Origin of the sequence: Arthrobacter sp. SO3, from assembly GCF_020532825.1 — a bacterium.
Taxonomy (GTDB): domain Bacteria; phylum Actinomycetota; class Actinomycetes; order Actinomycetales; family Micrococcaceae; genus Arthrobacter.
The window spans coordinates 1-25903 of record NZ_MQTS01000018.1 but is presented as its reverse complement, the minus strand read 5'-3'; the positions used below and the strand labels follow the sequence as shown (position 1 = coordinate 25903).

Below are 25903 nucleotides of genomic sequence, written 5' to 3'. Positions count from 1 at the left end.
CTGGTGATCTCCGACGCGCACAGCGGCCTGAAGAAGGCCATCGGCACGGTGTTCCAAGGCGCGGCGTGGCAGCGTTGCCGGTTCATACGTTCGTCCCAGAACGGGCTGGCACCGATCACGGTCAAAGGAGGGCGTAGCCCAGCCGGACCCCGCTCAGGCGCAAGCCGCGGTTCCGGCGCCGGGACCGGGGTGTAGGTGGTGCCGTCGCGGAGCATGGCCCAGAGGACGTTGAGGCCGCGCCTGGCCAGGGAGAGCATGGCCTGGATGTGGGTTTTCCCTTCAAGACGTTTGCGGTCGTAGTACCTCCGTGAGGCGGGGCAGGATTTCAGGGCCGAGAGCCTGGAGAGGTAGAAAACCCGAAACAGCCGGCGGTCGTAGCGGCGGGGCCGGTGGTGGTTGCCGGTGATGCGGCCGGAGTACCCGGGGCGCGGGGGCGAGTCCGGCTACGCCGGCGAACCGGTCGGCGGTTTCAAAGACGGTGAGGTCTCCGCCGGTGGCGCCGAGGAACTCCGCGGCGAGGACGGGGCCGAAACCGGGCTGCCGGCAGAGGGCGATTAAGCCGGACGCCACCCCGGAGAGATGGCGTCAATGACCGAGCCGGGGCCCGTCAGGCAGCCGGCACGACACCCCGGACTCCCCCCGTCGGGCAGCCGGGGAACGGCGCGCGTTCCGGGACCCTGGGTGGGGTCAGTTGAGGACGTCCGGCAGGGGCTTCCAGCACGGCGAGCGGGAGTTCGCGGTGAATAACGTAATCGCACGCTGCCGGGCCGGTCATCCTCAGACCCGGGCACCGAGGTCCACGGTGTTCAATACGGACATCGGCTGCACGCAACGGTATTCCGAGAAGCGGAACCGCCCAGCGACCCGTGAAGGAAATCAAGCATGGCAACAGGTACTGTCAAGTGGTTTAACTCCGAAAAGGGCTTCGGTTTCATTGCCCCTGACGACGGAAGCGCTGACGTGTTCGCACACTATTCGGCAATCGCATCCAGCGGTTACAAGTCCCTGGACGAGAACCAGAAGGTTCAGTTCGACATAACCCAGGGCCCCAAGGGCCCCAGGCTGAGAACATTCAGCCGCTCTAGCAGTCCCCGAGAGACTGGTCAGTCGTTGCGGCCGGCCAGTCTCTTGCTGTGTCCGGAGGCGCGAGCAAACATATGGCACGGAGACGATAATCCGGGTGGTAGCCACCGCACAGCTTTTGGACCCGTTGCGACAAAATCAGGCGGAACTAGGCTGATTGCGGTGAATCATCATTCAGTGCCTCATCCTCGAGCTGCTGGAAGGTCCGGCCCGTCGCAGTCTTCCAGATAATTCTTCCGTTGATGCTGCCGCCTAAACCACCGCGCTAGCGGTGCTAGGACTGCTGAACAGCTGGTCCTTAACGAAGACGTAATCGTCACCGCGAATATCGACCACGCCCTGCTCAACTAGGTCAATGCGCCGGCGCAGGAGAGAGGCCGGCAGCGAGGGGCGAGCCACAGCTTTGCCCGCCGACCCGGCGAGAACAAGGAGACCTTCCGTCGTTGGCCTTGCTCGGGCTTCAGTCCCGCCTTCCCGGAAGAGTAGCGTCTCAGCCGCATCGTTGCCGCCGCCGCTCGGGCCGGCCAACCGGATCTCCCGGACAGGCTCAAGAATTGGGTAGCCGAGTGTTGTTAGGAGGACGGAGATGGTCTCCAGATACTCGCGGCAGTCCGGTTCGAGAGGCGCCGGCGTATGCGGGTTTGAGGCGTCATAGGCGTTGTGCAGTTCGTAGCACCCGGCTTCCGAGGCCCTTCTTATGGGGATGAAATTGAAGGGTGGCTCGCCCTCGGAGCACGTCCACGACAGGCGACAGCCGATTCAGTGCGGGGCGCAATTTCGGCAGCGCTCGTTCCCATGGTCGACCAAACCAAGACCACGGGGGCTTGTCATGCTTCCCGGCGCGTATGTCGGAGCGATCTTCGGCGGCGTCTCACCGCTGGAGGCAGGCAGATTCCAGATCGTCGTCCTCGCCGCGATCATTGGCGCCGGAAGTCTCCTCGCCGTCGGGCTCACCGCATGGCTCGCCCCAGTACGGGTCCGCCCCGTTAGGGCAGGCGTCTGACCGCGCAGGCGGGGTGCGAGGCGTTGGCCCATGGGACTCATCTATGACAGCCCGGACCTGGCGGCCCTCACGCTTACCCTGCTCGCCGCGGAAGAATCCGAAGGATCCGGTGCCTAGGAGGGGCGCATGCTCGAATATCGCGGCGGCCTCGCACGGCGCAACGGCACTGCGTACCTCGAGCTGGTGGCCACCGCCCTCGCCCGGGTCCACTTCAAATCACTGGACGACCTGGCCCGGGCCACCGGCCGCGACTCAACAGCACTGCTGGACACCGCCGAGGCCGAGGCACTGGAAGGCCTCGATGGCGGGAGGTAGACCACCGTGCGGGTCCGGGCTACCGCAGGGCCTCGCCCCGCACGTGAAGGTGGCACGGGCCCGGGCCGTCACGAGCTGATGGATTGCCCGGGTGCGTGGTCGACAGCGAAGCGGTGATCTGGGCCCGGGCAGACTGGACTTCTCCGCAATGCAGCAACGCCTTGGCGCCGGCCCCAGGACCCTCCCCGGGCTCCTTCGGCAGGCTCCGGCCAGTTGCGTCGCCTTCGAGGTTCTGGCCGTGGCCGAACATGATGCGAGGGCACTGCCGCTGACTCAGCGGCGGGCGCTCCTGGAAGAGCTCGCCCCTGGGTGGGACCAGCGGGGCCGGAAGCTCAGCCATTTCGGAGGGTTTGGTGACGTACATCAGGAGTCGGGCCATGCTTTGTCCGGAATGGGCCTGCACTCAGAACAGAGCGAGTCGGTGGAGTTCGGTTGGAGAGCCAAGGGTGTGATCGAACATGGCTCGCTTCCTACTCCGGCTGGACGATCCGCACGGAGGCCAGCATCCGTTTATATGTCAGGTATTCGTCCGTCGCCATGAACGCTCTGGCCTCTTCGAGGGATGCGAAGGCAGGGGTCAGCGAAGTCGTCGAGGTCGACAACCAGCCAGCGGCGCTTCCGCTGAACTGGAAGTGGTCTGACACGATCAGCATGGTTCCACCGGGAAGGGATTCAACGTGATGGAATTCGGTGCACCCGTCCACTGAAGTTCCAGGCGGCTGCGATGTAATCCCAAGGGAAGCTTTCAGCGACGGTCCGGTCACAACCCGGTAGACGAATCGGGGAGACGTCGCCTCCGGGTCTAGGGCGTTGAAGGGGAGGTCAACCGGGACGCTGTCCAACTCCACATAGTCCTCCGGCCTGGCGATGCAAGCCTGCGGATCGCGCTGCGGCATCACCTTCCCGTAATAGATCTGCGCAAGGACACCCTGGGGTGCCGAGTCCCGCACGATCCTGAAGGACAACGAGTCGTAGCTTTCGTTGGGCACGTCGCTTCTTATAATGAAACCGGGTGCCAATTCAAGCTGGATCTGCGGTCCAGCCGCTCCGCCTGTCGTTGGGGACAGCCGCACCGTCCGCCACTCGTCCGTGCCGGTGACACCGCTGCTGACGCTCGGGGACGGCGAGGCGGCGGGCGGTGAGGGCTGCCACGCTGCGAGGAGCTGGGTCAGTACAACGGCGCCAACTACCAGTGCGGACATCGCGGCCACAGCCACAGCAACAACCCAAGGCCTCCGGGCCCCGCGGCCACCAAAAACCCCGTTTCCCCTGCCGCCGACAAAGTCCTGCCCTACGGCGTCCACGGCGGGTGCGCCCTCGAGTGCCGTGCGTAACGCAGCACGAGCATCCAGCCGCGGAGCGTTTAAGGGCCGCACTGGATTCGCCGAGTCCAGCAGTTCGTCAATCCTGTCCATGGAAGTGCTCCCCTGCCTTTTCGGTGTGGCCAGCTTTGAGCTGTTCGGGCATAGCCGCTGCGAACGCGCTTTTGGCCCGATGGAGACGTACTCCGACGCTGTTTTCGGTGCATCGAAGGGCAGCCGCCATCTCGGCGGTGGAAAGTTTGTCCCAGAAATGCAGCATGAGAATCTCCCTGTGACCTGGCCTGAGTTTGCCCAGCGTTTCTGCCACCGCAGCCTCGACATCGCCTCCGGCGGGTTCGGCTGCAGCGCGGACACCCTCGACGAGCTTGAGTATCAACTCGCGTCTGCGTCGCCTACCTCGATATTCGTTCCCGATGACATTCCGCGCCACACCGAACAGCCATGCCACCTCGGTGGTGGGGTCATCCTCCGACTTTTGCCAGGCGATGCGGAAGACGTCCGCCGTGAGCTCCCGGGCAACCTCAAGGTCGCCAACGCGGCGGAGCACGTAGTGCAGGACGCGCTCGTGCTGGGCAACATGAAGGGAGATGAAATCGGCTTCCCGCTGCAATAACATCACGCTGCCCTCGCTCATTGAGAAGTTGGGATTCCCAGACACCCCTCATGTTTCCGCGAACCGGCGAATTCTTACAGCAACCAGCGGAAATCTTATGGGTTGACCGCGGCCTCGGCGTCGCTCACCAGCGCGGTGAGCACCAGCTTCAACATCGCCGCCGGCCCAGCCGCCAAACTCGTCCTCACCACCCGGCCCTCCGGCGCCCCGGTCAACAGCGTGTTCGCCACCCAACCCGTGGTGGCCATCCATGACGCCGGCGGCAACAACGTGACCGCCGGCACCGCAACCGTCACACTCAGCATCACTCCGCCCCCAGGATCCGCCAACCTGACCTGCACGGTAAACCCCCTGGCGGCAGCCTCTGGCGTGGCCGCCTTTGCCGGCTGCAAAATCGACAAAAAGGGGACAAACAACACCCTGACCGCGTCGTCCGGCACCCTTACCGCCGCGGTGAGCGCACCCTTCAACATCTCGTAGAACGCTCCAGACACAGCACGTGCAAACTTCACGGAGAAATGGAAGCTGGCCCGCCTTGACGGACCCCGCGAGCACTTAGCCCCACCCCCAGGGAAAACCGCGGGCAATCCGGGAAGCGAAGTTCCCTTCGAGTGCAGATTTAATTGTGCGTCGCCGCCCCAGTCTGGATTGCTATTTCTCGACGGAAAGGAAGGATCCAAATGGCGCGTGCGGGCACTTTTGGACGGCGCCTGCCAGAATTCATGTCGGCGTCGGGAAGTCCCGGCTTGTCAGCAAAGCTTCCCACTCCGCGGGAAAGTAGCCATCGGTGTTCGCTGCCGCACGTCGTGGGACGAGGCGTTCAAGACGAAGATAAGATCGTTTTGGGTTCGTTCCGGCGAGTCCGCACGCCGTTGCCACTTAGCGGTCCAGCGCCACTGTCGCGCCGTGGTAGGGGAAAGTACGCCGTCCTCTCGCGCCCGGCTCTGGGCAGTCCAAGGCTGGGGCGCATCATTGAGGTGTCTGCCGCGGTGGACGCCGATTTTGCCTTGGTGCTGATGGTGAGCCTGTCATTTAGCGTGGTGCGGAGGACTTCCACGGAGACCGTTTATTGTTGCTTTGAGCACGAGTGTTAGATTCCTGAATTTTCCCTGTCCTCCCCGCGGCAGACACCACATAGCCAGGTCAAGGTGTCAGGAGGAATGGTCATGGAGATCGTGCACGAACGGGCCGCGGGAATGGATATTTCGCTGACCCCAGCCAAGGACGATGGTCCTCTCTCAGGACGGTGCCCGAGACGGACCCGGATCCGGGACCGTCGTTGTAGCAGCCGCCATAATTTTCCGGACGACACATCCTGTTGAACTGGTCACCCTTGTCGTCAATCCCGTGCATCATCCGTCATATAGTTGTCCCGGGCAAGCAACCGACCCTCCTGACGGAAGGACAGCACCAAAAGCTGGCCCGGGTCTAAGCAGTCCGGACGGCGGGAGAGGTCCGGGGCCGGCTCAGGACCTTAGGGTTCCGTCCGGGCTGGTCAGGGACCGTGTTTCCTGTGTGGCGGGGGCCCAGCCGTTCCAGTCCTCCGGGTGGGTGGTGGGCGCCCCCAGCAAATAGCCTTGGCCAGCCTTCACTCCGAGACCGGTCACGGCTGCCAGTTCTGCAGGGGTTTCGATTCCCTGGGCGGTCACGAGCGCACCGATGTGGCGGGCGAAGCCGACCATTGCATCCCCCAGCGAGGAACGGATCGGGTCCGTCTCAATGCCGGCCGCAAGGTTGAGTTTGATGAAGTCCGGCCGGAGTTGTCTGATATGCCGGACTGAGTTGAAGTAGGAACCGGCGTGATCAATGGCGAGCCGGACCCCGTTCCTGCGCAGCGGAGCCAGCGCCGCTGCCAGAGTGGCGGGTTCCTCCCGGGTCATCGCCTCGGTCAGTTCCAGGACCATGCGCCCGGGAGCGAGGTCCGCGTCCTCCAGGAACCCCGGTAGGAGCGGGTCCAGGCAGGTAGCCGGAGACAGTTTCAGCCCCACGTACATGTGGGCCGGGAGGAACATCGCGGCGGCGATGGCGGATTCCAGGGCCGCGAATTCCAGATCGCTTCCCAGCCGCTCATCCCCGGCGCCTGCGAACCAGTCCGCCGGTTCCTCGTCGGTATCGCCGAGGAACCGTGTCAGGGCTTGGGCCCCGACAACTCCCCCGCTGGAAAGCTCACAGATCGGCTGGAAGGCCGTCAGCATCTTCCTCTCGTGCAGAACGGCGTGGATCCGGGACCGGATGCTCACCTCCAGGCCCAGGGTAGCCGTGCCGTCCCGGGACTGGAGGTCCGTAAGACCGGCAGGAAACCGGGTCAGGGGTCTGAGAGCGACCAGGTGCTCGATCAGCGCCGCTTCCGGGCGCCCCGGATGCGCCGCAAGATACCTGCGTAGCTGATCCCTGACAGACTCCTCCTCCGCCCCGGGCCTGGATAGGACCGCATCGATGATCTCGGCCGACTGTTGGCGTATCCCGACGGCATCGTCACCGGGCCCGCGGCTCAGCGCGTGGGGCCCACGTGCGGCATCATTGCGTCCTGGAAAAGACGAGGACTCTATCGACATTGGCTATTCCTCTGTTTCCCCGTTCCGGCCCCTGCGGAGCTGGCGGTGCGCCTCGTTTCCTGGTCGGCTGTCTTGCCCCGCCAGAGGGGCTCCTGAAGTGCCAAACCCAACTGCTGGTGCTGGTTGCCCGGCTACGGCGCCTGTCGGTCCTGTGTGAGTCCGTAGGGGACTTCCGCGCTGATTTCGATGGTGAAGCGGCTCTGGCCGTGCCGGGTGACTAAAATTCCTTGCCTTCCCTCCTGTTCGGCTTTCGCCCGGGCCTTGTCGACTGCGATGTTGAGTTCTTCCTCCAGTGTGGAGGCTTCGGTGGCGGCGATTTCCGCGATCATGTCTGTGGTCTGTGGTCTGTGGTCTGTGGGGTCATTTTGTTTCCTTTCTACTGGGGTCCGATCCGTGAGCAGAAGCCCCGGAGATTTCGTTCCATACGCGGTGGCCGGCTGCGCGGACTCGCAGAGAGATCTCCCCGCTCTCACCGTCCGCAAGGCTGCCAACGTCATTGGGTAACTCTGGCCGCAGTTTGCCAGGGCTGTCCCTCAGGATGGCCGCCCATAGCTTTTCCACCGTCGCGACGGTCGCTATCGAACCAGTCGGTCCCGTGACCAGCCAGCCTTCGCTGGTGGCGGCCACTTTCGGGGCCCCTGCCCGGGAGTGGCAGATGCTGTTGATAGTTTGGGCGACAATCAGGTGTTGCCGCATCGTTCTGACCGGCCCCAGGATGGGGTCAGTCACGACGGTTCGTCCGCAGGCACCACACATGTGATCTTCCCCTTCTAGGGCATGACGTCGCCGGAGTTCGGGCCGAGGGTTTGGCCCACGAAGAGGTTGCCTCCGGGGTCGCTGGCGAGCAGGAGTGCCGTGGGGGCCACCTCCGCGGTCGTTCCGAACCTTCCCAATGGAAGTTCCTTCCGCTTCGCGGCTTTCCAGTCTTCGGAGATGCCGTCAACGAGCGGCGTTTCTATCGGCCCCGGCGCGATGCTGTTGACGAGGACGTTATCGCCCGCGGTTTCCAGGGCCAGGGCCTTGGTCAGTCCCACCACCCCGGCCTTGGCAGCACTGTAGTGGCTGAGCCCGGTGCCGCCCTTGATGGCCAGCTGGGAGGCGATGTTGATGATGCGGCCCCACTTCTGCTGCCGCATCTCCGCCACCACCTCCCGACAGCAGAGGAAGACGCCTGTCAGGTCCACGGAAATCGTTTCATTCCACATGGCCAGGGTCATGTCTTCCAGCCGTGATTCGGTCAGCAGGCCCGCGCTGTTTACGAGAATGTCGATTCTGCCCAGCTGCATCCGTGCGGCAGCGAAGGCCGCCTTCACGCTCGCTTCATCGGAGACGTCGACGGCGATGCTGTCCACGCCAAACCGGTCCAGGACAGCCACTCTGTCGCCGTTTGCGGTGAAGGCTTCGGCGATGGCCTTGCCGATGCCGCTGGCTCCGCCCGTAACCACCACAGCGCGGCCCGACGTGCTAGGGGCGGAGTCAGTGTTGTTCATTCGTTCCTTCCAGGGCTTTTCAGGCACGCATTTTGATGGTGAGGCCGCCGTCGACTATCAGCGACTGGCCCGTGACGTAGACGGCATCATCTGAGGTCAGGAAGCCGATCACGCTGGCAACCTCCTCGGGCCGGCCGACCCGGCCCCAAGGGATCTCCCGGCCGGCGCGCTGCAGGCCCTCGGGCCCCAGCGAGTTCACCGGGTCCAGTGACTGCGGTGTCTCGATGAGTCCGGGGATGACGGCGTTGGCGCGGATGCCGCGCGGCCCCAACTCGGCTGCCACGCTGCGGATCAAGCCAAGCACGCCGGCCTTGGCGGCCGCGTAGTGGGCATGCTCCTCCCACCCGTAGACGCCTCCGGCAATCGAGGACACGGCAACCATCGCCCCGCCGTCGGTCATCCTGGTGGACCCCGCACGCAGGGTCCGCAGCACGCCGGTGAGATCGACGTCGAGCATGTCCTCCCAGCGATCATCGGTCATCTCGCCCAAGGGCGAGTTTCGCAGGATTCCCGCGTTGGCCACCGCGTAGTCCAGGCGGCCATACTCCTCGAGAGCGCGTTCGGCGAACGCCTCGACGGACGGCGTGCTGCGCACATCCACTTCGTGGACGACTGCTTGGCCCCCTGCGTCCTGGACCAAGCGGAGGGTCTCTTGCGGGTCGTGCGGGTCACCGGGAAAGGTGCCGATAACGGACCGCACTCCATTTCTGGCGTAGTGGACGGCAAGTGCGCGTCCGATTCCACTGGCTGCCCCCGTGATGACAGCGACCTTTGTCTCCGGTGTCATACTTCGACCTCGTGCGGGTGGTCCTCGAGCAGGGCTTCAGCCGGCGGTTTGGCTGCGATCATCAGGAGTCCGGAGAAGAGTGTTCCGGTGGCGCCGACCCAAAGGGCGGCGGGGCCAGTGCCGGCTCCGGCGGCGACTGCGGTGAAGAGTGCCCCGCCGAGGATGACGCCGGGCTGACTCATCGCGCCGATAAATGCGGTGCCGGTGGCGCGGCAACTGACGGGGTAGCACTCGGCCATGAAGTACTGGATCGCGGCGTACGGACCGACCAGGAAGAACAGTCCGGCGCCGTAAGTGAGGATGATCATGAAGGGGCTCGTGGCGATGGGGCTGAGCATGATGCTGAAGGAGATGCCGGAGAGAATCCAGCCGCCAATGATCGTCCGCTTGCGGCCGTTCTTGTCACCGAGCCATCCGTGGAAGACGTAGCCGAAGTACGCCAGCATGTTGATAACGATCAGCATCCAGAAGGCATCCGAGAGTTCGACACCCTTGGCGTTCTTGAGGACGGAGCTGCCGAGGATGCTGAAGATCATAATCCCGAAGAAGTTGAAGATCCAGGCCAGCGAAAAGACGATCGTGTTCCGGCGCAGGTGCGGTTCCCAGATGCGCTTAAGCGGGGCTGCGGAAGAGTGTTCGACGCCGTAGGCGTGGGCCAGGGAGTGTGCTTCGGCGGACTTGCCGCTCTTCTCCAGTTCGGTCAGCTTGTGGTGCAGTTCGAACTGGGGTGTCTCCTTGAGCTTCCGGGAGATGACCCACACAATGACGGCTGCCGGGACAGTGGCCATGAGGTACAGGCCCCGCCAGCCAAGGGACGGGAGGAAGGCAAGGGCGAGTGCACTGGCGAGCAGGAAGCCCAGCGGCCAGCCGCCTTGGATGAAGGAGTAGTGGAAGCCGGGGCGCTTGCGCTTGTCGGCGACTTCGGTGACCTGATAGACCTCGTTCATGTAGGTCGCGTTCACGGCTTGTTCGGAGAAGCCGAGGCCGCCGAAGGACCGAATCAGGACCAGGAGTCCGTTGCTCAGGAGTGGGATTCCGGTGGGGATCAACGCGGTCAGGCCGGAAACAATGGCAGTGCCGCCGACTGTGACCATCATGCCCTTGCGGCGGCCGAGCCGGTCAATGACGGGGCCGATGCCAAAGCACACGACGGCGGTGCCGACGGCGATCCAGGTGTTAATCGCGTAGGCCTCGGGTGCGCTCCAGCCGAACTCCTCCTGCATGGCCGGCAGGAGTGTGCCGAAAAGCCCGTAGTCGAAAACGGCCACCGTCCAGGCGAACAGGGCAAGCACGGTGGCGGTGGTGGTGTGGCGCTTGGAGAAGACCGGGAAACGGCGTTTCTCGTCGAGGGCCGGCGTCGACAGGTCGACGCCACTCTGCTGCTGGATGGTCATGACTGGTTTTCCTTTCGGGGGCTGCGGGTGAGGAAGGAGTCGGCGATCTGGTCAAACGTGAGCCAGCTGACGCCCTCGTGGGAGTTGATGTGTTCGATGAGGCGTTCGAGCATGAGCAGGACCTGGGGCCGGCCGGAGACGTCCGGATGGATGGTCATGGTGAAGACGGCCTGGTCCATTTCCCGGTAGACCCAGTCGAACTGGTCGCGCCACATTTGCTCGATGTCGCGGGGGCTGACGAAGCCGTGGGAATTCGCGGCTGCCTTGATGAACATCATGGGAGGCAAGTCATCGAGATACCAGTTCGCCGGAATCTCAACGAGGTCGGTTTCCCGGCCCCGGACAAGCGGCTCCATCCAGGTTTCGGCGTCCCTCGTGTAGTCGATCTTCTTCCAGCTGTCGCCGACCCGGACGTAGTAAGGCTCAAAGTCGCGGTGCATCAGGGAGTGGTCGTACTTGATCCCGCGTTCGAGGAGAATCTCGTTGGTGACCGGGGAAAATTCCCACCAAGGAGCAACATAGCCCGTGGGACGGCGGCCGGAAACCTTTTCGATGAGTTCAATCGACCGGTCCAGGATGGCGGTCTCCTGCTCGCGGGTCATGGCTATGGGATTTTCGTGCGAGTAGCCGTGTACACCGATTTCATGCCCTGCGTCCACGATCATCCGCGTCAGGTCGGGAAAGGTTTCGATCGAGTGGCCCGGCACGAACCAAGTGGCGGGGAGTCCGTACTTCTCGAAGAGACGGATAAGGCGCGGGCCGCCGACTTCCCCGCTGAACAGGCCGCGGGAGATATCACACGGGGAGTCTTCGCCTCCATAGGAGCCGAGCATTCCGGCAACGGCGTCCACGTCGACGCCGAATGCGACTTGGATGTCCTTTGTCATGAGATCAACCTTTCACTGCGTTTTGTTTGTTTACGTTCTGTTTTCGGGGAAAACGATCAGGGGAGCTTGCCGCGGTGGGCGAACACCGCCTCGATGCGGGCCTTAGGGACGCCCAGTCTGAGCAGCAGACTGAGGAGGACCAGCGACTGGGACGGCCGGAGCAGCCCGGCGGATATGGCGCCGGCAGCGCGCAGGTCCTCGCCGCCGCCGTCGCCGTATCGGGGGACCACGGCGCCGGCCTCCACACGTGTGCTCGTGACGACCACGACCCCGGCCGCTGCAGCGTCGGCGACCTCCCGGCAGATCTCGCGGTTGGCGTTGCCGGTTCCCGTCCCCTGAAGGACTATCCCCGCGGCGCCGGCCTGCAGGGAGGCCCGCAGGAGCGTGGAGTCAGCTCCCGGGTAGGCAGCAATCAGATCCACGCGCGGGGAAACAGCTCCGGGGCCAGGCAAAAGCAGAGGTGCTAGTCGGGACGGCGCCTGCTGCATCCGGACGTCTCCGGCGTCAGAGACCCGTCCTGCTATCCCAAAATCCGGGTTGGAGAAAGCCTTGAGACTGGTGGTATGGCTCTTACGGACCCCGGCAGCCGGGAAGATCGTGCCGCCGAACGCTAGCAGCACGCCGCTGCCCCGGGCTTGCCGGGCACCGGCGACGGCGATGGCACGGGAAAGATTGCCGGGACCGTCCGGGAAATCGGAGTCGGCCGCCTGCTGCGCTCCGGTGAACACCACCGGGCGGGGATCATCATGGACGAGATCGACAAGATAGGCCGTCTCCTCCATCGTGTCCGTCCCGTGGGTGACGACGACACCTAGTACCTGCGGGTCGGTTAAGGCCTCGCGGATCCTGGCACAGATGGCGATCATGTCATCAACAGTCAGCAGGTATGAACCCTTCCGGAACACATCGACCACACGGACCGCATAGGCTGCGGGCACGCCCATGCTGGCGAATACCTGCTCGCCCGTATCCGACGCCACCGCGGCTCCCCCGGGCGCCGACGCACGGGAAGAGATTGTTCCTCCCGTGGCCAGCAGCACCACATGGGGTCCAGCCAACTCTGTGACAGTCATTTTCACTCCGATATTCGTGCACCTGCTGAAGGCTTGCACCCAATCGATTGGGTTGATGGGTAAAAAGTATTCCTCTGATGTTTCCTGCAGCGGGCCCCGCCTGTTTCTAGGCTGTAAAAACTCTTCGCAGAATCCGGCTTACCCAATCGATTGGGTTGCTGTATGAGTTGACTATAGAATGTGATGTAAGACACGTCAAGGGTTCTGAAGGACCGGGATCCAAGGGCCACCGGGCACGCTTGGTGAGGAAGACTCTTTGGACTGAGGCAGGGGAACAAATGGACGACACTGGTGCGGGCGACCGCACGGTCACGCTGAAGGATCTGGCGAACGAGCTCGGAATTCATCCCTCTACCGTGTCCCGGGTCCTGCATTCAGGCTCCGATGTGGCGCGGGGAGCGGCCTCCGTTGAGACCGCCGAACGAGTGCGCGATCTGGCACGGAAGCGCGGGTACTCCCCGGACCCCCAGGCCACAGGACTCCGGACGCGGCGCACCCAGCTCCTGGGCGTGATCGTTCCCCGACTTTCGGACCTGGTCCTGGCCATCATGTATGAAGGTATTGAAGAGGCCGCGGCCGAGCTCGGCTACTCCACCTTCGTCATGAACTCCCAGGACGACCCCGATGAACAGCGGCGGAAGGCCGATATTATGCTGGCCCGGCGTGTGGACGGGCTGATTATCGGAGACGCACATCTGGACAGCAACCTCTTACCGGATCTGACGGCCCGGAAGGTTCCGTTCGTTTTGATGAACCGCCGGGTTCACGGTTACCCCTCGGCTACCTGCGACGATACCCTTGGCGGCCAGCTCGTTGCTGATCACTTGTGGAGCCAAGGGCATCGGAAGGTTTCCGTGATCGCCGGCGAACCCTATGCCAGCACCGCCGTCGACCGGACGGCAGGCTTCATCGAGCGGTGGCGGTCGCTGGGGGGAAACATCTCCGACAATGACGTGGTGTGGTCCCGGTTCGATACGGCCGGAGGCCGCGAAGCCGCCGAATCCATTCTGACCCGGAGCAAACCGCATCCGACGGCACTGTTCGCTGTCAATGACTTCGCAGCGATCGGCGCCATGGGAGCACTGCGGTCCCATGGCCTCACAGTCGGCCGTGATGTGGCGGTCGTCGGATTCAATGACACCTCCCTGGCCGCGGAACTCCCGATCCCGCTGTCCTCTGTCCGCTCCCCCATGCTGGATATCGGACGGGCAGCGGTCAAGCTGGTTCAACGTGTTCTTAGGGGTGAACGTGTCGAACCGGAGATGCTGAAACCGATGCTGTGCATACGGGAGAGCAGCGCCTGAATCCAGCCGCGCCGATTTGGATCCTGCGAAACGGGCCAGTATTTATGTGGGCCGCACATTTGGACTACTGAAGCTCCCCTACGATACTCATGGCCAGCATGCAGGTGGCGCGGACCGCGCCGTCGGATAAATCCAATTTCAGGAGCTCCTCAATTTTCCGCAACCTATAGCTGAGCGTGTTCCGATGGATAAAGAGTTCATCGCAGATCTTCGCCGAATTCCCGCTGTGGCGGAGGTACGCATCGAACGTCTCCCGTAACGTACCGCCGCCGTCGGAACCCAAAGGGGCCAGGAGCCGCTGGCACATTGCCACCAACCCCGGGCTGGGCAACCCCTGCACGATGCCGGCGAGATCGGCCGGCGGCGCCCGATGGACGCCGGGCCGTCCCACGTGACGGCGGGAAAGCTGAAGCGTCAGCGGCAGTTCGCTGAGGCTCGCGGATTCGGTGACGATGACTGAGAGTTCCGGGGCATCCAGAAAGAATTCCCGAACGGTGTCTACCAAATCGGCCGTTCCATGCCGGTGTTGCAGCAGCAAAGTGGTGAGGCCAGGTTCCTCCATGAACCTCACCGTGCTGAAAGCGGTCTGAAGCCCCACCCGGGCCCGCCATGCAATGGCGCGCAGTTTGGCGGGCGCCACCACCTCTGAAGTGCCAACGAGCACCGCGCCCCAGTCACCGTCAGGATCGAAACCGGCCTCGAGGGCGTAGCGGCGCAGCCGTGCGGACGGCTCGCCGCGGTCCTCATAGAGGGCTTCCATGAAGCGCGCGGCTTCCCGGGAGTGCAAGGGCGAATGGGAACCCAGAGTATAGCTCAGCTGCATGCCAATGACGGCGGCCACAGGGCCCAGGATGGGCTGGAGCACAATGTTGCTTCCGATCCCCTCAATGGCAAGCCTGAATTCCTCGGATGCGCCGCTGGGCAGACGCAGCATCGTCCGCGCGGTCCCACTGTGAGCGGCACCTGCCGAGACAAGCTCGAACGCATGTTGATCGATTACGGCCACCCTGGCATTGACCGCATCCGCTACCCGCCCCAGGACCACGGTCAAAGAGTGCCCGTCGGCCGCCAACCGTGTGCATTCGTCTGCCAGCTCCCAGCCCTTCCTCAGCTCTTCATAGCGCTCGGAGGCGATGACCTGCTCCACGTGCCGCATAACCAGCACGAAAGGCACCTCCGGCGGGAGCTCCAACAAGGGCAATCCGTGCGCCTCGCACGCCAGGACCAAGCCGGCCGGCAGCTCCCCGTGTGCGGCGCCCAGGCCAAACGCCAGTCCGGAGACGGGCACTGCGGCCAACCGTTCCACATAGGCGTCCCAGATCCTGAAGTCCCTCACATTCAGGCCCATGCCGTTAGTCAGCACGAGGGCATTGACGCTGAGGAAGGGCGTGGGGTCCATATGTTCGGTGGGCGCGCACCAAGTGATGGGCCGGTTCAGGCGGCCCTCGGCACCCGGAACACTAAGTCGGATGTTGAGATCGACGTCGTCCATCAGGTCTGAGATTCTCAAAGGAAGCCTCCATCGAGAGCATGAGTAACTGCCTACATAGTGCAACCAGCATAAGTCAGGCCCACCAATTCGTCAGACGGCACAATATCGGCGGCCGGGAATGCTGAGTAGCGTTGCACCATGCAAACAAATGTGACTCCCGACACCTCGCCCCGCGCTCAAGGGCGTGTGCTGTTGAACTCAGATATGGGTGAAGGCCTGGGCCTCCACGAGTTCGGCAATGACGAAGAACTGATGCGTATCATCGACGTTGCCAACGTGGCCTGCGGGTTCCACGCGGGCGATCCCGACGTTATGAACCGGACCGTGGCGCTGGCCGCCGACCACGGGGTGGCTGTCGGAGCACACCCTGGGCTCCCCGACGTGGTGGGTTTCGGCCGCCGCCGGATGGTGCTGACCCCCGACGAGGTCGAGTCGATCATCCTTTACCAGACCGGGGCCCTAACGGCGTTCCTCGGAAAACACGGGCTCAAACTGAACCACATCAAACCCCATGGCGCCCTCTACGGAATGCTGGCCGGTGACGAGGAACTGATGCAGGCCGCCGCCGGAGCAGCGCTGCAGTTTGGCGTTCCGTTCTTCGGTCTCGCCGGGACCGTCCACGAAGAAGTGTGCCGGGCCATGGGCGTGGACTTCGTGCCCGAACTTTATGTCGACCTCAACTACGGTCCGGCCGGGGAGCTGCTGATCCAGCGTCGCCCGGTTGCCACCGATCCCGATGCCGCCGCCGAGCGCGTCCGGCGGGCCCTGGCCGGCAAGCCGGTCCTGGCCGTTGACGGCACCGAATTGGACATTCCCTTCCGAAGCATCTGCGTCCACTCCGACGCGCCAAACTCAACCGCCGTGGCCAGCGCCGTACGCGCGGTCCTGGGCTAGAGCCGATTTATCCAACCACCTGAAAGCGAGCAGCACATGGCAGACATCGTTTCCCCCCTCCCTGGAGTCTTTTACCGCAAGCCCGGCCCGGGCAAGCCGCCGTTTGCCAACGAGGGCGACTCCATCGAAATCGGACAGACCGTGGGCATCATCGAAATCATGAAGCAGTTCACCGAAATACAATCCGATGTGGCGGGGACCCTCGAATCCTTCAAGGTCAACGAAGGCGACATGGTCAATCCTGGCGACACCATAATCGTCATCCGAGAAGGCTAGAAATGAAGAAATTGCTCATCGCCAACCGCGGGGAAATCGCCGTGCGGATCGCTCGAACCGCCCGCGAAATGGGCATCGAGACGCTTCTGGTGACCAGCGAACCCGACGCCGCTTCCCTAGCCGCGGGCGCAGCCGACAACTTCATCGTGATTGGACCGGCCCCTGCCGCCGCCAGCTACCTAAATCAGGACGCCATCATCGCCGCTGCGGTGGACAACCGCTGCGACGCAATCCACCCGGGCTACGGATTCCTCTCCGAAAACGCGATATTCGCCCGAAAAGTCATAGAGGCAGGCCTGACCTGGGTGGGTCCAGACGCTGGCGCGATCGAAATGATGGGCAACAAGTCCATGGCCAGGGAATCTGCCCGCAAAGCAGGTGTTCCCGTGCTTCGCGGCTCCGACGGGCCGCTCGACCCCGAGGCCGACGCCCTGGAAGCCGCCCGCGGCATCGGTTATCCGCTGATGGTCAAGGCCTCCGCAGGCGGCGGGGGCCGGGGCATCCGCTTTGTGCACAACGAGGACGAACTGCTCGAAACCATAGAGATGGCGCGCGGCGAGGCGGCGTCGGTCTTCGGAGACCCGACCGTCTACCTGGAGCGCTTTGTGCAGCACGCCCGGCACGTGGAGGTACAGGTCCTTGGCGACGGAACCAACTTCATCCATCTCGGAGACCGCGACTGCTCCATGCAGCGGCGCTCCCAAAAGGTCATTGAGGAAGCCCCGGCGCCCGACCTTCCCGACGCCGTCCGCCGGACCATCCGGGAATCCTCCGTGGAACTCGCCCGGGAATGCGGCTACAGCGGCGCCGGAACGGTGGAATTTCTCTACGACCCCGCCGGCCAGGAGGCCGCGTTCATTGAGATGAACACACGCATCCAGGTGGAGCATCCCGTCACCGAGGAAATCACTGGCGTCGACCTGATCCGTGAACAGCTACTTATTGCCTCCACCGGATCCATGTCCATCCGGCAGGACGACGTCCGCTTCAGCGGGCACGCCATCGAATGCCGCATCAACGCCGAAGACCCGGACCACAACTTCTTCCCCAGCCCGGGCCTCATCCAATCCATTGAATGGCCCTCCGGCGAGGGCATCAGGGTAGACACGGGCGTGGAAGCAGGATCACTGGTCAGCCCGTACTACGACTCCCTGCTCGCAAAGCTGATTGTCCACACACCGGACCGTAACAGCGCCATCGCAGCCATGCTGGCAGCCTTGGATGCGACACACATCGACGGGGTCAAGACCACCATCCCGGTGCACAAGACGCTTCTGGCACGGCCCGAATTCACCGCCGTCAAGCACCACTCGAAGTTCATAGAAACCGTCGACAATCTGATGGAGGCACCATGAGTAGCCCCGAACCTGCCGTATCGGAGGCCCGCTACACCTGGGGCGGAGACGAATTCCTGTTCGTCGAAGTCTCAGAGTCCATGAGCCTGGCCGCCAATTTCAGGGTCATGTCCATCGCCGAGAAGCTTTCAGCCATGGAGCTGCCCGGCATCGTGGACATATGCCCTGCCAACGCCTCGCTGCTGGTGAGGTTCGACCCAGACGGACTGCCGCCGTCGACCCTTGAAGACGCCGTACGAACGATTGAAGGGGACCTGGCGCACCACCAGCAGCAGGCACTCGAAACCAGAATCATCGAAGTGCCTGTCTGGTACGAGGACCCCTTCACGGCCGAAGTAGCAGAGCGCTTCCGCGAAGGATTCCACCAGGAGCCGGGTGGTACCGACATTGACTACGCCGCCAAAGTCAACAACCTAAAGGATGCCTCGGAGTTCATCAAGAGGCATCACGAGCAGCCGTGGCTTGTCTCCATGGTCGGCTTCGTGGCCGGCCTGCCATTCCTCTTCCAGCTTGTGGAGCGGGAGAAACAACTGGAAGTCCCGAAGTATCTGAGTCCCCGCACCGATACCCCCAAGCTGACGGTGGGCCACGGCGGCTGCTTCGGCTGCATCTACTCCGTTCGGGGTGCCGGCGGTTACCAGATGTTCGGAGTGGCTGCCGCGCCAATCTTCGATCCAGCCCAGTTCCTGGCCGATTTCAAGGAATTCATGGTGTTTTTCCGTCCGGGCGACATCGTGAAGTTCAAGCCGGTGACCGAGGCTGAATACAACGCCATCCAGGCCGAGATTGCCGCTGGGACGTTCCGCTACCGGCAGGCGCCCGTGACATTTGATCTGTCCAAGGCGCTGGCGGATCCCGAAGGCTACAACCAGGAACTCATGGAGGCCCTCAATGGCATTTGACATCAAGAACCCGGGACTGGCCACCACGGTCCAGGACCAGGGCCGCACAGGCCACTACAACGTGGGCATCCCGCAGAGCGGTTCCATGGACCAGTATGCTGCTGAACTCGGCAATGCCCTGGTGGGCAACACCGCCAAGGAGGCCGTCCTCGAATGCACGTATATGGGCCCGGTGCTGACAACCGACCAGGATGCCGTCATCGCCGTCACCGGGGCCCCCGTGGAACTCAACGTCAACGGGAAACCGGTGCCCGAGTGGACCCGGCTGCAACTGAAGGCCGGCGATGAACTCAGCTTCGGCGTCATCCGGGCCGGTACGCGCTATTACATCGCGGTCCAGGGCGGCATCGATGTTCCCGAGGTTCTCGGAAGCCGGTCCACCTACAGTCTGGGCGCCATCGGTGGCTTCAACGGCCGGAAACTTCAGGCCGGCGACCTGGTTCCTGTCGCCAGCCCGCTCTACGACGGTGCCCTGCCCGACGCCGACACTGTTCCGGAAGAATTCCGTCCCGTCTTCGCCAAGGAACAGACAGTCAGGATCGTGCTGGGCCTGTACGACCACCGGCTCACCGACGAAGGACTGGACAATCTCCTCAACAGCGAGTGGAAGGTGACCCCCGTGGCCGACCGGATGGGGCTGAGGTACTCCGGCCCTGGAGTGAAGTGGAAAGAGCGGGAGCAGCCTTTCGGTGCCGGTTCGGACCCGTCCAACATTGTGGATGCCGGCTATGCTGTCGGGTCCATTCAGATTCCCGGCGGCACCCAGCCGATCATTCTGCACCGCGATGCCGTCTCCGGCGGCGGCTACGCCATGGTCGGCACTGTGATCAGCGCGGACATGGATCTGTTGGCCCGCGCCGCCCCCGGCACGTCCACCAGATTCGTAGCCGTGAGCATGGACGAGGCCCTGGTGGCGCGCAAGGAACTCGCCGAGCTCAAGAGGAACGCCCGGGCGGCCCTCGGCGCCAGCCACTGATCACAGCTGCAGAAGCAGAATCCGAAGCCGCCTTCGGATCTGGCTGCTACGGTCCCACAATTCTCCGGACACGGAGGAGCGCCGATGACAACCCGGGCACCCCTTCAACCACCTCCCGAGAGCCTCGAACGCGACGGCAATCAGAACGCAATGAAGTTTTTCACACATGAGGTCGCCTCCGCCGTGGCGCCTGCCTCAAAGCCCGCGGCCGCGACACGGCCAGCGCAGGAAATATATGCCCGGACTGTGTCGTTTGCAGTAGCCAAGGAGCACGCTTCAAAGCCGCTTGCCCTGTTCTTCCCCGAAAAGTACCCTAAAGGAGATATTCATGCCGAATTTCGCACCCCTCTGGTCCCCTGTTCAGATCGGCTCAACCGAGCTGCCCAACCGTGTCGCCCTGGCTCCCATGACCCGCATCAGCGCTACCGAGGACGGCCATGCGACAGAGAGAATGGCCTCCTACTACGAGGCCTATGCCCGGGGTGGTTTCGGACTGCTGATCACCGAAGGCATCTACCCGGACACCGCGTACAGCCAGGGATACCTGTTCCAACCGGGCCTCGCCAGCAAGGAACAATCCCAGTCCTGGGCAAACGTCGTCGATACCGTCCACGCCGCCGGCGCAAAAATATTTGCCCAGCTCATGCATGCAGGGGCGCAGACCCAGGGGAACCGGTTCGTGGACTCAACCATCGGACCCTCCGCCATCGCACCCAAGGGTGAGCAGTTGGCGTTCTACCGGGGAGAAGGCCCCTACCCGGTCCCCGCAGAGATCACCGCAAACCAGATGGAGCAGGTCCGGGCAGGTTTCGTCACGGCCGCACTGCATGCCAGGGAAGCCGGATTCGACGGTGTAGAAATCCACGGCGCCAACGGTTATCTCCTTGATCAGTTCCTCACCGACTACCTGAACGACAGGACTGACAACTATGGCGGTTCACCCAAGAACAGGGTGCGGTTCGCCGCCGAGATCTGCCGCGCCGTACGAGAGGCCGTGGGCCCGGACATGAGCGTAGGAATCCGCATTTCCCAGTCCAAGGTCAGCGACAATGACCACCGGTGGCGCGGAGGAGCCGAAGAAGCACGGACCATCTTTGAAGCCCTGGGAGCTACCGGGATTGATTTTATCCACACCACCGAATATCGGGCAGCGGCGCCAGCATTCGAGGGCGGCTCGGAGTCCCTGGCTGCCCTGGCCAAGAAGCACTCCGGAATCGTCGTGATCGCCAACGGCAACCTCGACGACCCCGAAACGGCCGCCTCCCTGCTCCGTGACGGTGCTGCCGACGTGATCGCCCTGGGAAAAGCGGCCCTGGCGAACCGGAACTGGCCGCACCGGGTAAGGAACAACCTGGCCTTCGATGAGCTCAACACCAGCCTGTTCGCCCCGGTAGCGGACGTCAAGGACTGGGAACTGGAACTTCCCGCATAGGGAACACACCGCAAGCGGGCTGCGCGGGCGTGCGCCGGCTGGCCCGTTCCACTTGAACCCGACGAAATTCAGATTTAAACCCCGAGCCCCGAGCAATATGTGCGGCGGTGATTCCGGATCTCGACCTGATCATAGAACTCCACGGAGTACTGAAGGCCGCCTCAGCCACTAATGAGGACGCGTGCCATCATCCTTGGGATCATCGGCGCGGGTAAAAAGACAGTAGCCCAACTTGGCGGCGCGGAACCCCCGAACAGGCCACACGGCCTTCCGCCCGGCGCGGCGCAATACTGGCATGATCCACAGTCACTTCCATCATCTTTGGTGACCCTGCCAGGACCTGGTGCATTGCCAGTCGCGGCTTACGAGGCACCACATCCACGGGGATCAAATGTGCCCGTACATGGTAGATTGCGTTCACGGCCTTCCCCCCAGATCCGGGGCATTGGTTTCTGGAAGATGCGGGCCGGTTCCGGACTCAGCCGGGACAGGGAACAAGGGAATAGCCCATGTCGATGGAACCATCGTCCTCTCCAGCATCCTCCGAAGACCAATCCTTCGCTGACCCGGCACCCGGCGGGTGCTCCCGTGATACCGCTCCGGGAATCATCCGGCAGGCCTCGACCATTATCGAAACCGTGCTCGCGGACTCCATACCGGAGCAGGGCCATATCAGGGATCAGCTTCGCGAACACGTTGCCGCCCATCCCGGGCACCCGGAAACAGCGCTGGCCGAACACCTGATTGCCCTCAGGTCCCTGGCCGGGCTCCCGGGCGGCACCTCGATGGCGTTTGCCCCGGCCGTCGGGCCCGCCATTGAACCGCTCGCCGGAACCCCGTCCCCGGCAGAACGTGCCTCGCGGATCGAAGCGGTCCTGAAAGGAAGACTGCTGCTGACCGCTTTCCAGCCGATCTACGAACTCTCCACAGGCTCCGTTGCAGGAGTCGAAGCGTTCACACGGTTCGTCACCGAGGGGAGCAGCACCGCGGACTACTGGTTCGCGGAAGCCGCCGAGGCGCAGCTGGGAAGCGAACTTGAATTCGCGGCCTTGGAATCCGCCCTCGCCGCCGCGCAACAGCTCCCGACCCACCTTTACGTGACGTTGAAACTCTCCCCGACCACCTGCCTGGACCCCCTGCTGCCGGGCTTACTTGAGGAATCCATACTGGCCTCTGACCGCATGGTCCTGGAACTCACCGAAGCCCTGACCGCAGAGCAGACCGCCGCCCTGGTCACCACCCTGGCACCCCTGCGACAGCGCGGAATCCGGCTCGCCATCGACCATGCCGGTTCATACTTCGACTCGATCCGCCACATCAGGAAGCTCCACGCCGACATCATCAAACTGGACCGCAACCTCATCGCCGGAATCGACACGGACCCACTCCGCCACGCCTTCGGCGAGGCCATGGCCGGCTTCGCCGAACAGCTCGGAGCAACCCTCATCGCCGCAGGAATCGAAACCCATGACGAACTGGCGGCCGTCGCCGCTCTCGGCGTGACAGCCGTGCAAGGCTACCTCCTCGACCGGCCCACCACCCGCCACCAGGACTGGGCCCGATGGGACCTCCCGGCTCCTTCAAAGACCGGATCAGACGCTCCTCCCCCAATAGCATCGATTTGGTATTGACCACGGCCCCCAGCATTGCCCGGTCAACTGCACCTGTGAACCCCAGCGATTAGTGGCGGCACTCGCGCAGCGCTAAAAGTCACCCCCGTTGCCTGTAAGCCGATCATGCAGCGGATGGTCTGGCGGGGTAGCTGCGGAGCTGGAGGAATGGACGTTGCGGATTACCCAACGGGGAGGGCACCCCCAAAAAGACCCATAGGTGGTGTGTCGAACGACGAGATCCTCGTCTTTCCTACCGCGCCCTGACGAGCCGCCCGGCCGTCTCAGTCATAGTTAGTATTTGGGATGGAATGGGACCTTGGACGTGTGCCATCATGCGGATAGGGATGCGGTGAGGATAGGCGGGGACGACGGGGGCATCATGGACACACCCCTGTGGGCATGCCGTGTCGGGGATTGGCGCGGATACGATCAGTCCCTGGATGCCCTGTCCCGAGTGAATTGAGCCCATATGTCCATCCGGCCCGCCGTTATCGTTTTTGATGTAAATGAGACCCTGTCGGACATGTCGGTCATGGGTGGCCGCTTCGCCGAGACCGGTGCACCATCGTTCCTGGCAAAGGTCTGGTTTACTGGGGTGCTGCGTGACGGGTTCGCCCTGGCCGCCGCCGGGGACAGGGCGCGGTTCGCGGAAATAGCCGCGGATTTGCTGCGGGTGAGTCTGGCGGGGCTGCCCTTGAACCGGAGTGTGGAGGCCGCCGTCGTGCACATTATGAGCGGGCTGGCTGAGCTGGCGCTCCACCCTGACGTGGTTGGCGGGGTCTGGGAGTTGAATGCCGCAGGGTTCCGTCTGGTGACGCTTTCCAACGGCTCTCCCCAAGTGGCCGAGAAACTGTTGGGTGACGCAGGGATCCGCGGCGTCTTCGAGGCTCTTCTTTCGGTTGAGGACGGGCCCTCCTGGAAGCCCGTTGCGACTGCTTACACGCGCGCTGCGAGGACCTGCAGTGTGGAGCCGGAACAGATGCTCCTCGTCGCCGTCCATCCCTGGGACATCCACGGCGCGGCCCGCGCCGGAATGCGCACGGCATGGATCAACCGTGCCGATGCCCCGTATCCGGCTTACTTCACACCACCGGAGATCACACTCGGGTCGCTTCGCGAACTAGCACCATTCCTGGAGAACAGTCTGGGGACGGCGCCGGTCCCGGGACATACCGCCGCGCCGGCGGCTCCGAAGGCCAAAGGAACTGACCGTGCTACCCGCCATCCGGACACTGCCGCAGAAACTCATCCCACCGAGGGGTTCCCCACGATCGCAGCTGGCCCCGCCGAAGAAGAAGACCGCCGCGAACACGATGACCGCGGGTTGACCACAGATACCGGATCCAGCGACTGAACCGTGCGTTCTTCGACCGGACGTAGGCAGGACGACGGCACCACCGCCCCGGTGGGGGCCCTTCCCGCCGTCAGTGAATAAACCTTCCGTCTGGGGTTCTCAGTCCGGCCCAAGGGGGCGTCTTTAGTCACTGTAGGAAGCAAGGCGCGGGAAGTGGAGTTCATCCAAGCGCTCATCGAGGACCTACGCCAGCAGATCACAGTCCTGTGCCGGCAGCGGCATCAGTCCCTTCAGATATGCATCGACGACCCACACATCCTGGCTGCCCCGTACCCGAAGTACGCCAACCAGACTTCCGGGATCTCAAGGTCCGTGAGCAGGAAGGCAACTTGAGTGCACTCCTGCGGGTTTTCATCCATCAGAACCCATACCCCCTGACATCGCGCTGTGCGGGACTTCCAGCCTCGCCTGATTGCAGAAGAAGCTTTCCGGCGGTCCCTCCTACCGTACAACTGGGCCCGAACCGCGGCCACCGTCTCTTCGGACTACCGGGTTACGTCCCGCTGAGTGGTGTAGATCTCCGCAGTTGCGCGTTGCTCCGGCGACGTAGTGAGCCATCGTGCGATGGTCAGTGAGTACCGATCAAAGAACTCACAAAGGACACAAACACACGATGGCTCTAGACCAGTCTGCCCTGCTTGACCTCCTTGGCCAACTGAAACTCACCGATGTCTCCGATCGGATCCGTGCCGCGACCGAAACCTTGTACCAGCAGCTCATCGAGGCGGAGGCGACCGCATTCATCGGCGCCGCCCCGTTTGAGCGCTCCGAGGCCCGGACCACCCAGCGCAACGGGTCCCGACCCAGGACGCTGACGACGACCGCCGGGGACCTGAACCTGAAGATCCCCAAGCTGCGGAACGGGTCGTTCTTCCCGGCCCTGCTGGAACGCCGCCGCCGCGTGGACCAGGCACTCTACGCGGTCGTGATGGAGGCCTACCTGCACGGGGTCTCCACCCGCAAGGTCGATGACCTGGTTAAAGCCCTGGGCGCTGAGACCGGGATCTCCAAGTCCGAGGTGTCCCGGATCTGCGAGGACCTGGACCACGAAGTCGGCGCGTTCCGGGACCGGGACCTCTCCGCCATGGATTACCCGTACGTGTTCCTCGACGCCACCTACTGCAAGGCCCGCGTCGGGCACCGCGTGGTATCCCAGGCGATCGTGGTCGCCTTCGGCGTCGCCGCGGACGGACGCCGGGAAGTCCTGGGCTTCGACGTCGGCGACAGCGAGAACGAGGGATTCTGGACCGCGTTCCTGCGGTCGTTGAAGGCCCGCGGCCTGGACGGGGTGAAGCTGGTGATCTCCGACGCGCACAGCGGCCTGAAGAAGGCCATCGGGACCGTGTTCCAGGGCGCGGCGTGGCAGCGTTGCCGCGTGCATTTCATGAGAAACGTACTCTCGACTGTGCCGAAGGGATCCCAGGATATGGTCGCCTCGATCATCCGCACCGCCTTCGTCCAGCCCGACGCCGGGCATGTGAACACCCAGTTCGACGAGGTCACCCGGATGCTCCTCAAATCCCACCCGAAGGTCGCCGCGATGCTCGGCGACGCCCGGGACGACGTGCTCGCGTTCACCGGGTTCCCGGCCAGACACTGGCGCCAGATCTGGTCCACGAATCCCATGGAACGAGTCAACAAAGAGATCAAAAGACGGACCGACGTCGTCGGAGTCTTCCCCAACCCGGCAGCCCTTCTCCGGCTCGCCGGCGCGGTCCTCGTCGAGCAACACGACGAATGGGAAGCCGGGGACCGCCGCTACCTCTCCGAGGCCTCCATGACC

At 63.6% G+C, this 25903-nt stretch carries 23 protein-coding genes and 4 pseudogenes; 15 read left to right on the top strand and 12 right to left on the bottom strand.

Translation table 11 applies throughout. The annotated features are described in order from the left end of the window. Positions 1 to 81: pseudogene (locus BJQ90_RS02120) on the top strand (transposase); the annotation flags it as partial. 104 nt (positions 82 to 185) lie between these two features. On the opposite strand, the pseudogene BJQ90_RS02115 reads toward BJQ90_RS02120, so the two are convergent. After that, positions 186 to 537, bottom strand: a pseudogene (locus BJQ90_RS02115) (transposase); the annotation flags it as partial. 345 nt (positions 538 to 882) lie between these two features. Between BJQ90_RS02115 and BJQ90_RS02110 the strand changes: the two are divergent. The 3 genes and pseudogenes from BJQ90_RS02110 (at position 883) to BJQ90_RS02100 (ending at position 2401) form a co-directional block, all read left to right on the top strand. Further along, positions 883 to 1085 (top strand): annotated as a pseudogene (locus tag BJQ90_RS02110) (cold-shock protein). A 700-nt stretch (positions 1086 to 1785) separates the two neighbouring features. Next, positions 1786 to 2086: pseudogene (locus BJQ90_RS02105) on the top strand (ABC transporter permease); the annotation flags it as partial. Positions 2087 to 2212: 126 nt separating this feature from the next. Continuing rightward, a complete protein-coding gene (locus tag BJQ90_RS02100; protein ID WP_226758663.1) occupies positions 2213 to 2401 on the top strand; it encodes a hypothetical protein in 189 nt (62 codons plus the stop codon). A 19-nt stretch (positions 2402 to 2420) separates the two neighbouring features. Here the strand turns inward: BJQ90_RS02100 and BJQ90_RS02095 are convergent, their stop codons facing one another. From BJQ90_RS02095 to BJQ90_RS22835, 3 genes are all read right to left on the bottom strand, one after another. Further along, the gene (locus BJQ90_RS02095) at positions 2421 to 2780 is read right to left on the bottom strand and encodes a hypothetical protein (protein ID WP_226758662.1); all 360 of its coding nucleotides are present in this window, start codon (positions 2778 to 2780) and stop codon (positions 2421 to 2423) included. 91 nt (positions 2781 to 2871) lie between these two features. Next, complete coding sequence (locus BJQ90_RS02090; RefSeq protein WP_226758661.1) at positions 2872 to 3816, bottom strand: hypothetical protein; 945 nt, start codon at positions 3814 to 3816, stop codon at positions 2872 to 2874. After that, complete coding sequence (locus BJQ90_RS22835) at positions 3803 to 4339, bottom strand: sigma-70 family RNA polymerase sigma factor (protein WP_226758664.1); 537 nt, start codon at positions 4337 to 4339, stop codon at positions 3803 to 3805. Before BJQ90_RS22835 ends, BJQ90_RS02090 begins: the two co-directional genes overlap by 14 nt. Before the next feature lie 99 nt (positions 4340 to 4438). Here BJQ90_RS22835 and BJQ90_RS02080 point away from each other — a divergent pair, with 99 nt between their 5' ends. Then, positions 4439 to 4816, top strand: a complete 378-nt coding sequence (locus BJQ90_RS02080) for a hypothetical protein (protein WP_226758660.1) — start codon at positions 4439 to 4441, stop codon at positions 4814 to 4816. A 986-nt stretch (positions 4817 to 5802) separates the two neighbouring features. Here BJQ90_RS02080 and BJQ90_RS02075 read toward each other — a convergent pair. From BJQ90_RS02075 to BJQ90_RS02045, 7 genes are all read right to left on the bottom strand, one after another. After that, positions 5803 to 6576, bottom strand: coding sequence for an EAL domain-containing protein (locus BJQ90_RS02075; RefSeq protein ID WP_226758659.1), 774 nt, complete (start codon positions 6574 to 6576; stop codon positions 5803 to 5805). A gap of 446 nt (positions 6577 to 7022) precedes the next feature. Further along, positions 7023 to 7220: a hypothetical protein gene (locus BJQ90_RS02070; protein ID WP_226758658.1), complete on the bottom strand. Its 198-nt coding sequence runs from the start codon at positions 7218 to 7220 to the stop codon at positions 7023 to 7025. A 441-nt stretch (positions 7221 to 7661) separates the two neighbouring features. After that, entirely contained in the window at positions 7662 to 8381 is a 720-nt protein-coding gene (locus tag BJQ90_RS02065) for an SDR family NAD(P)-dependent oxidoreductase (protein WP_226758657.1), read from the bottom strand. 19 nt (positions 8382 to 8400) lie between these two features. After that, on the bottom strand, positions 8401 to 9168 hold the full coding sequence (locus tag BJQ90_RS02060) for an SDR family NAD(P)-dependent oxidoreductase (RefSeq protein ID WP_226758656.1): 768 nt from the start codon (positions 9166 to 9168) through the stop codon (positions 8401 to 8403). Continuing rightward, positions 9165 to 10562, bottom strand: coding sequence for an MFS transporter (locus BJQ90_RS02055; RefSeq protein WP_226758655.1), 1398 nt, complete (start codon positions 10560 to 10562; stop codon positions 9165 to 9167). The genes BJQ90_RS02060 and BJQ90_RS02055 overlap by 4 nt, the downstream gene beginning before the upstream one ends. After that, positions 10559 to 11449, bottom strand: coding sequence for a polysaccharide deacetylase family protein (locus BJQ90_RS02050; protein WP_226758654.1), 891 nt, complete (start codon positions 11447 to 11449; stop codon positions 10559 to 10561). Before BJQ90_RS02050 ends, BJQ90_RS02055 begins: the two co-directional genes overlap by 4 nt. Before the next feature lie 56 nt (positions 11450 to 11505). Then, positions 11506 to 12522, bottom strand: a complete 1017-nt coding sequence (locus BJQ90_RS02045) for an asparaginase (protein ID WP_226758653.1) — start codon at positions 12520 to 12522, stop codon at positions 11506 to 11508. 278 nt (positions 12523 to 12800) lie between these two features. On the opposite strand from BJQ90_RS02045, the gene BJQ90_RS02040 reads away from it, so the two are divergent. Continuing rightward, positions 12801 to 13826, top strand: a complete 1026-nt coding sequence (locus tag BJQ90_RS02040) for a LacI family DNA-binding transcriptional regulator (protein WP_226758652.1) — start codon at positions 12801 to 12803, stop codon at positions 13824 to 13826. A gap of 64 nt (positions 13827 to 13890) precedes the next feature. Here BJQ90_RS02040 and BJQ90_RS02035 read toward each other — a convergent pair whose 3' ends face one another. Continuing rightward, positions 13891 to 15336, bottom strand: coding sequence for a PucR family transcriptional regulator (locus BJQ90_RS02035; protein ID WP_226758651.1), 1446 nt, complete (start codon positions 15334 to 15336; stop codon positions 13891 to 13893). Between the two features lie 120 nt (positions 15337 to 15456). Here BJQ90_RS02035 and pxpA point away from each other — a divergent pair, with 120 nt between their 5' ends. The 9 genes from pxpA to BJQ90_RS01990 form a co-directional block, all read left to right on the top strand. Beyond that, complete coding sequence (gene pxpA / locus BJQ90_RS02030; RefSeq protein ID WP_226758650.1) at positions 15457 to 16212, top strand: 5-oxoprolinase subunit PxpA; 756 nt, start codon at positions 15457 to 15459, stop codon at positions 16210 to 16212. A gap of 36 nt (positions 16213 to 16248) precedes the next feature. Next, the gene (locus tag BJQ90_RS02025) at positions 16249 to 16488 is read left to right on the top strand and encodes an acetyl-CoA carboxylase (protein WP_226758649.1); all 240 of its coding nucleotides are present in this window, start codon (positions 16249 to 16251) and stop codon (positions 16486 to 16488) included. 2 nt (positions 16489 to 16490) lie between these two features. Continuing rightward, positions 16491 to 17843: an acetyl/propionyl/methylcrotonyl-CoA carboxylase subunit alpha gene (locus tag BJQ90_RS02020; RefSeq protein WP_226758648.1), complete on the top strand. Its 1353-nt coding sequence runs from the start codon at positions 16491 to 16493 to the stop codon at positions 17841 to 17843. After that, positions 17840 to 18745, top strand: a complete 906-nt coding sequence (locus tag BJQ90_RS02015) for a 5-oxoprolinase subunit B family protein (protein ID WP_226758647.1) — start codon at positions 17840 to 17842, stop codon at positions 18743 to 18745. The genes BJQ90_RS02020 and BJQ90_RS02015 overlap by 4 nt, the downstream gene beginning before the upstream one ends. Beyond that, positions 18735 to 19721, top strand: a complete 987-nt coding sequence (locus BJQ90_RS02010) for a biotin-dependent carboxyltransferase family protein (protein WP_226758646.1) — start codon at positions 18735 to 18737, stop codon at positions 19719 to 19721. The genes BJQ90_RS02015 and BJQ90_RS02010 overlap by 11 nt, the downstream gene beginning before the upstream one ends. Positions 19722 to 20049: 328 nt before the next feature. Beyond that, the gene (locus tag BJQ90_RS02005; RefSeq protein ID WP_226758645.1) at positions 20050 to 21153 is read left to right on the top strand and encodes an NADH:flavin oxidoreductase; all 1104 of its coding nucleotides are present in this window, start codon (positions 20050 to 20052) and stop codon (positions 21151 to 21153) included. Between the two features lie 509 nt (positions 21154 to 21662). Continuing rightward, on the top strand, positions 21663 to 22784 hold the full coding sequence (locus BJQ90_RS02000; protein ID WP_226758644.1) for an EAL domain-containing protein: 1122 nt from the start codon (positions 21663 to 21665) through the stop codon (positions 22782 to 22784). A gap of 451 nt (positions 22785 to 23235) precedes the next feature. Beyond that, positions 23236 to 24120: a haloacid dehalogenase type II gene (locus BJQ90_RS01995; RefSeq protein ID WP_226758643.1), complete on the top strand. Its 885-nt coding sequence runs from the start codon at positions 23236 to 23238 to the stop codon at positions 24118 to 24120. A gap of 613 nt (positions 24121 to 24733) precedes the next feature. Continuing rightward, a partial coding sequence (locus BJQ90_RS01990; protein WP_226758642.1) for an IS256 family transposase occupies positions 24734 to 25903 on the top strand: 1170 nt, incomplete at its 3' end.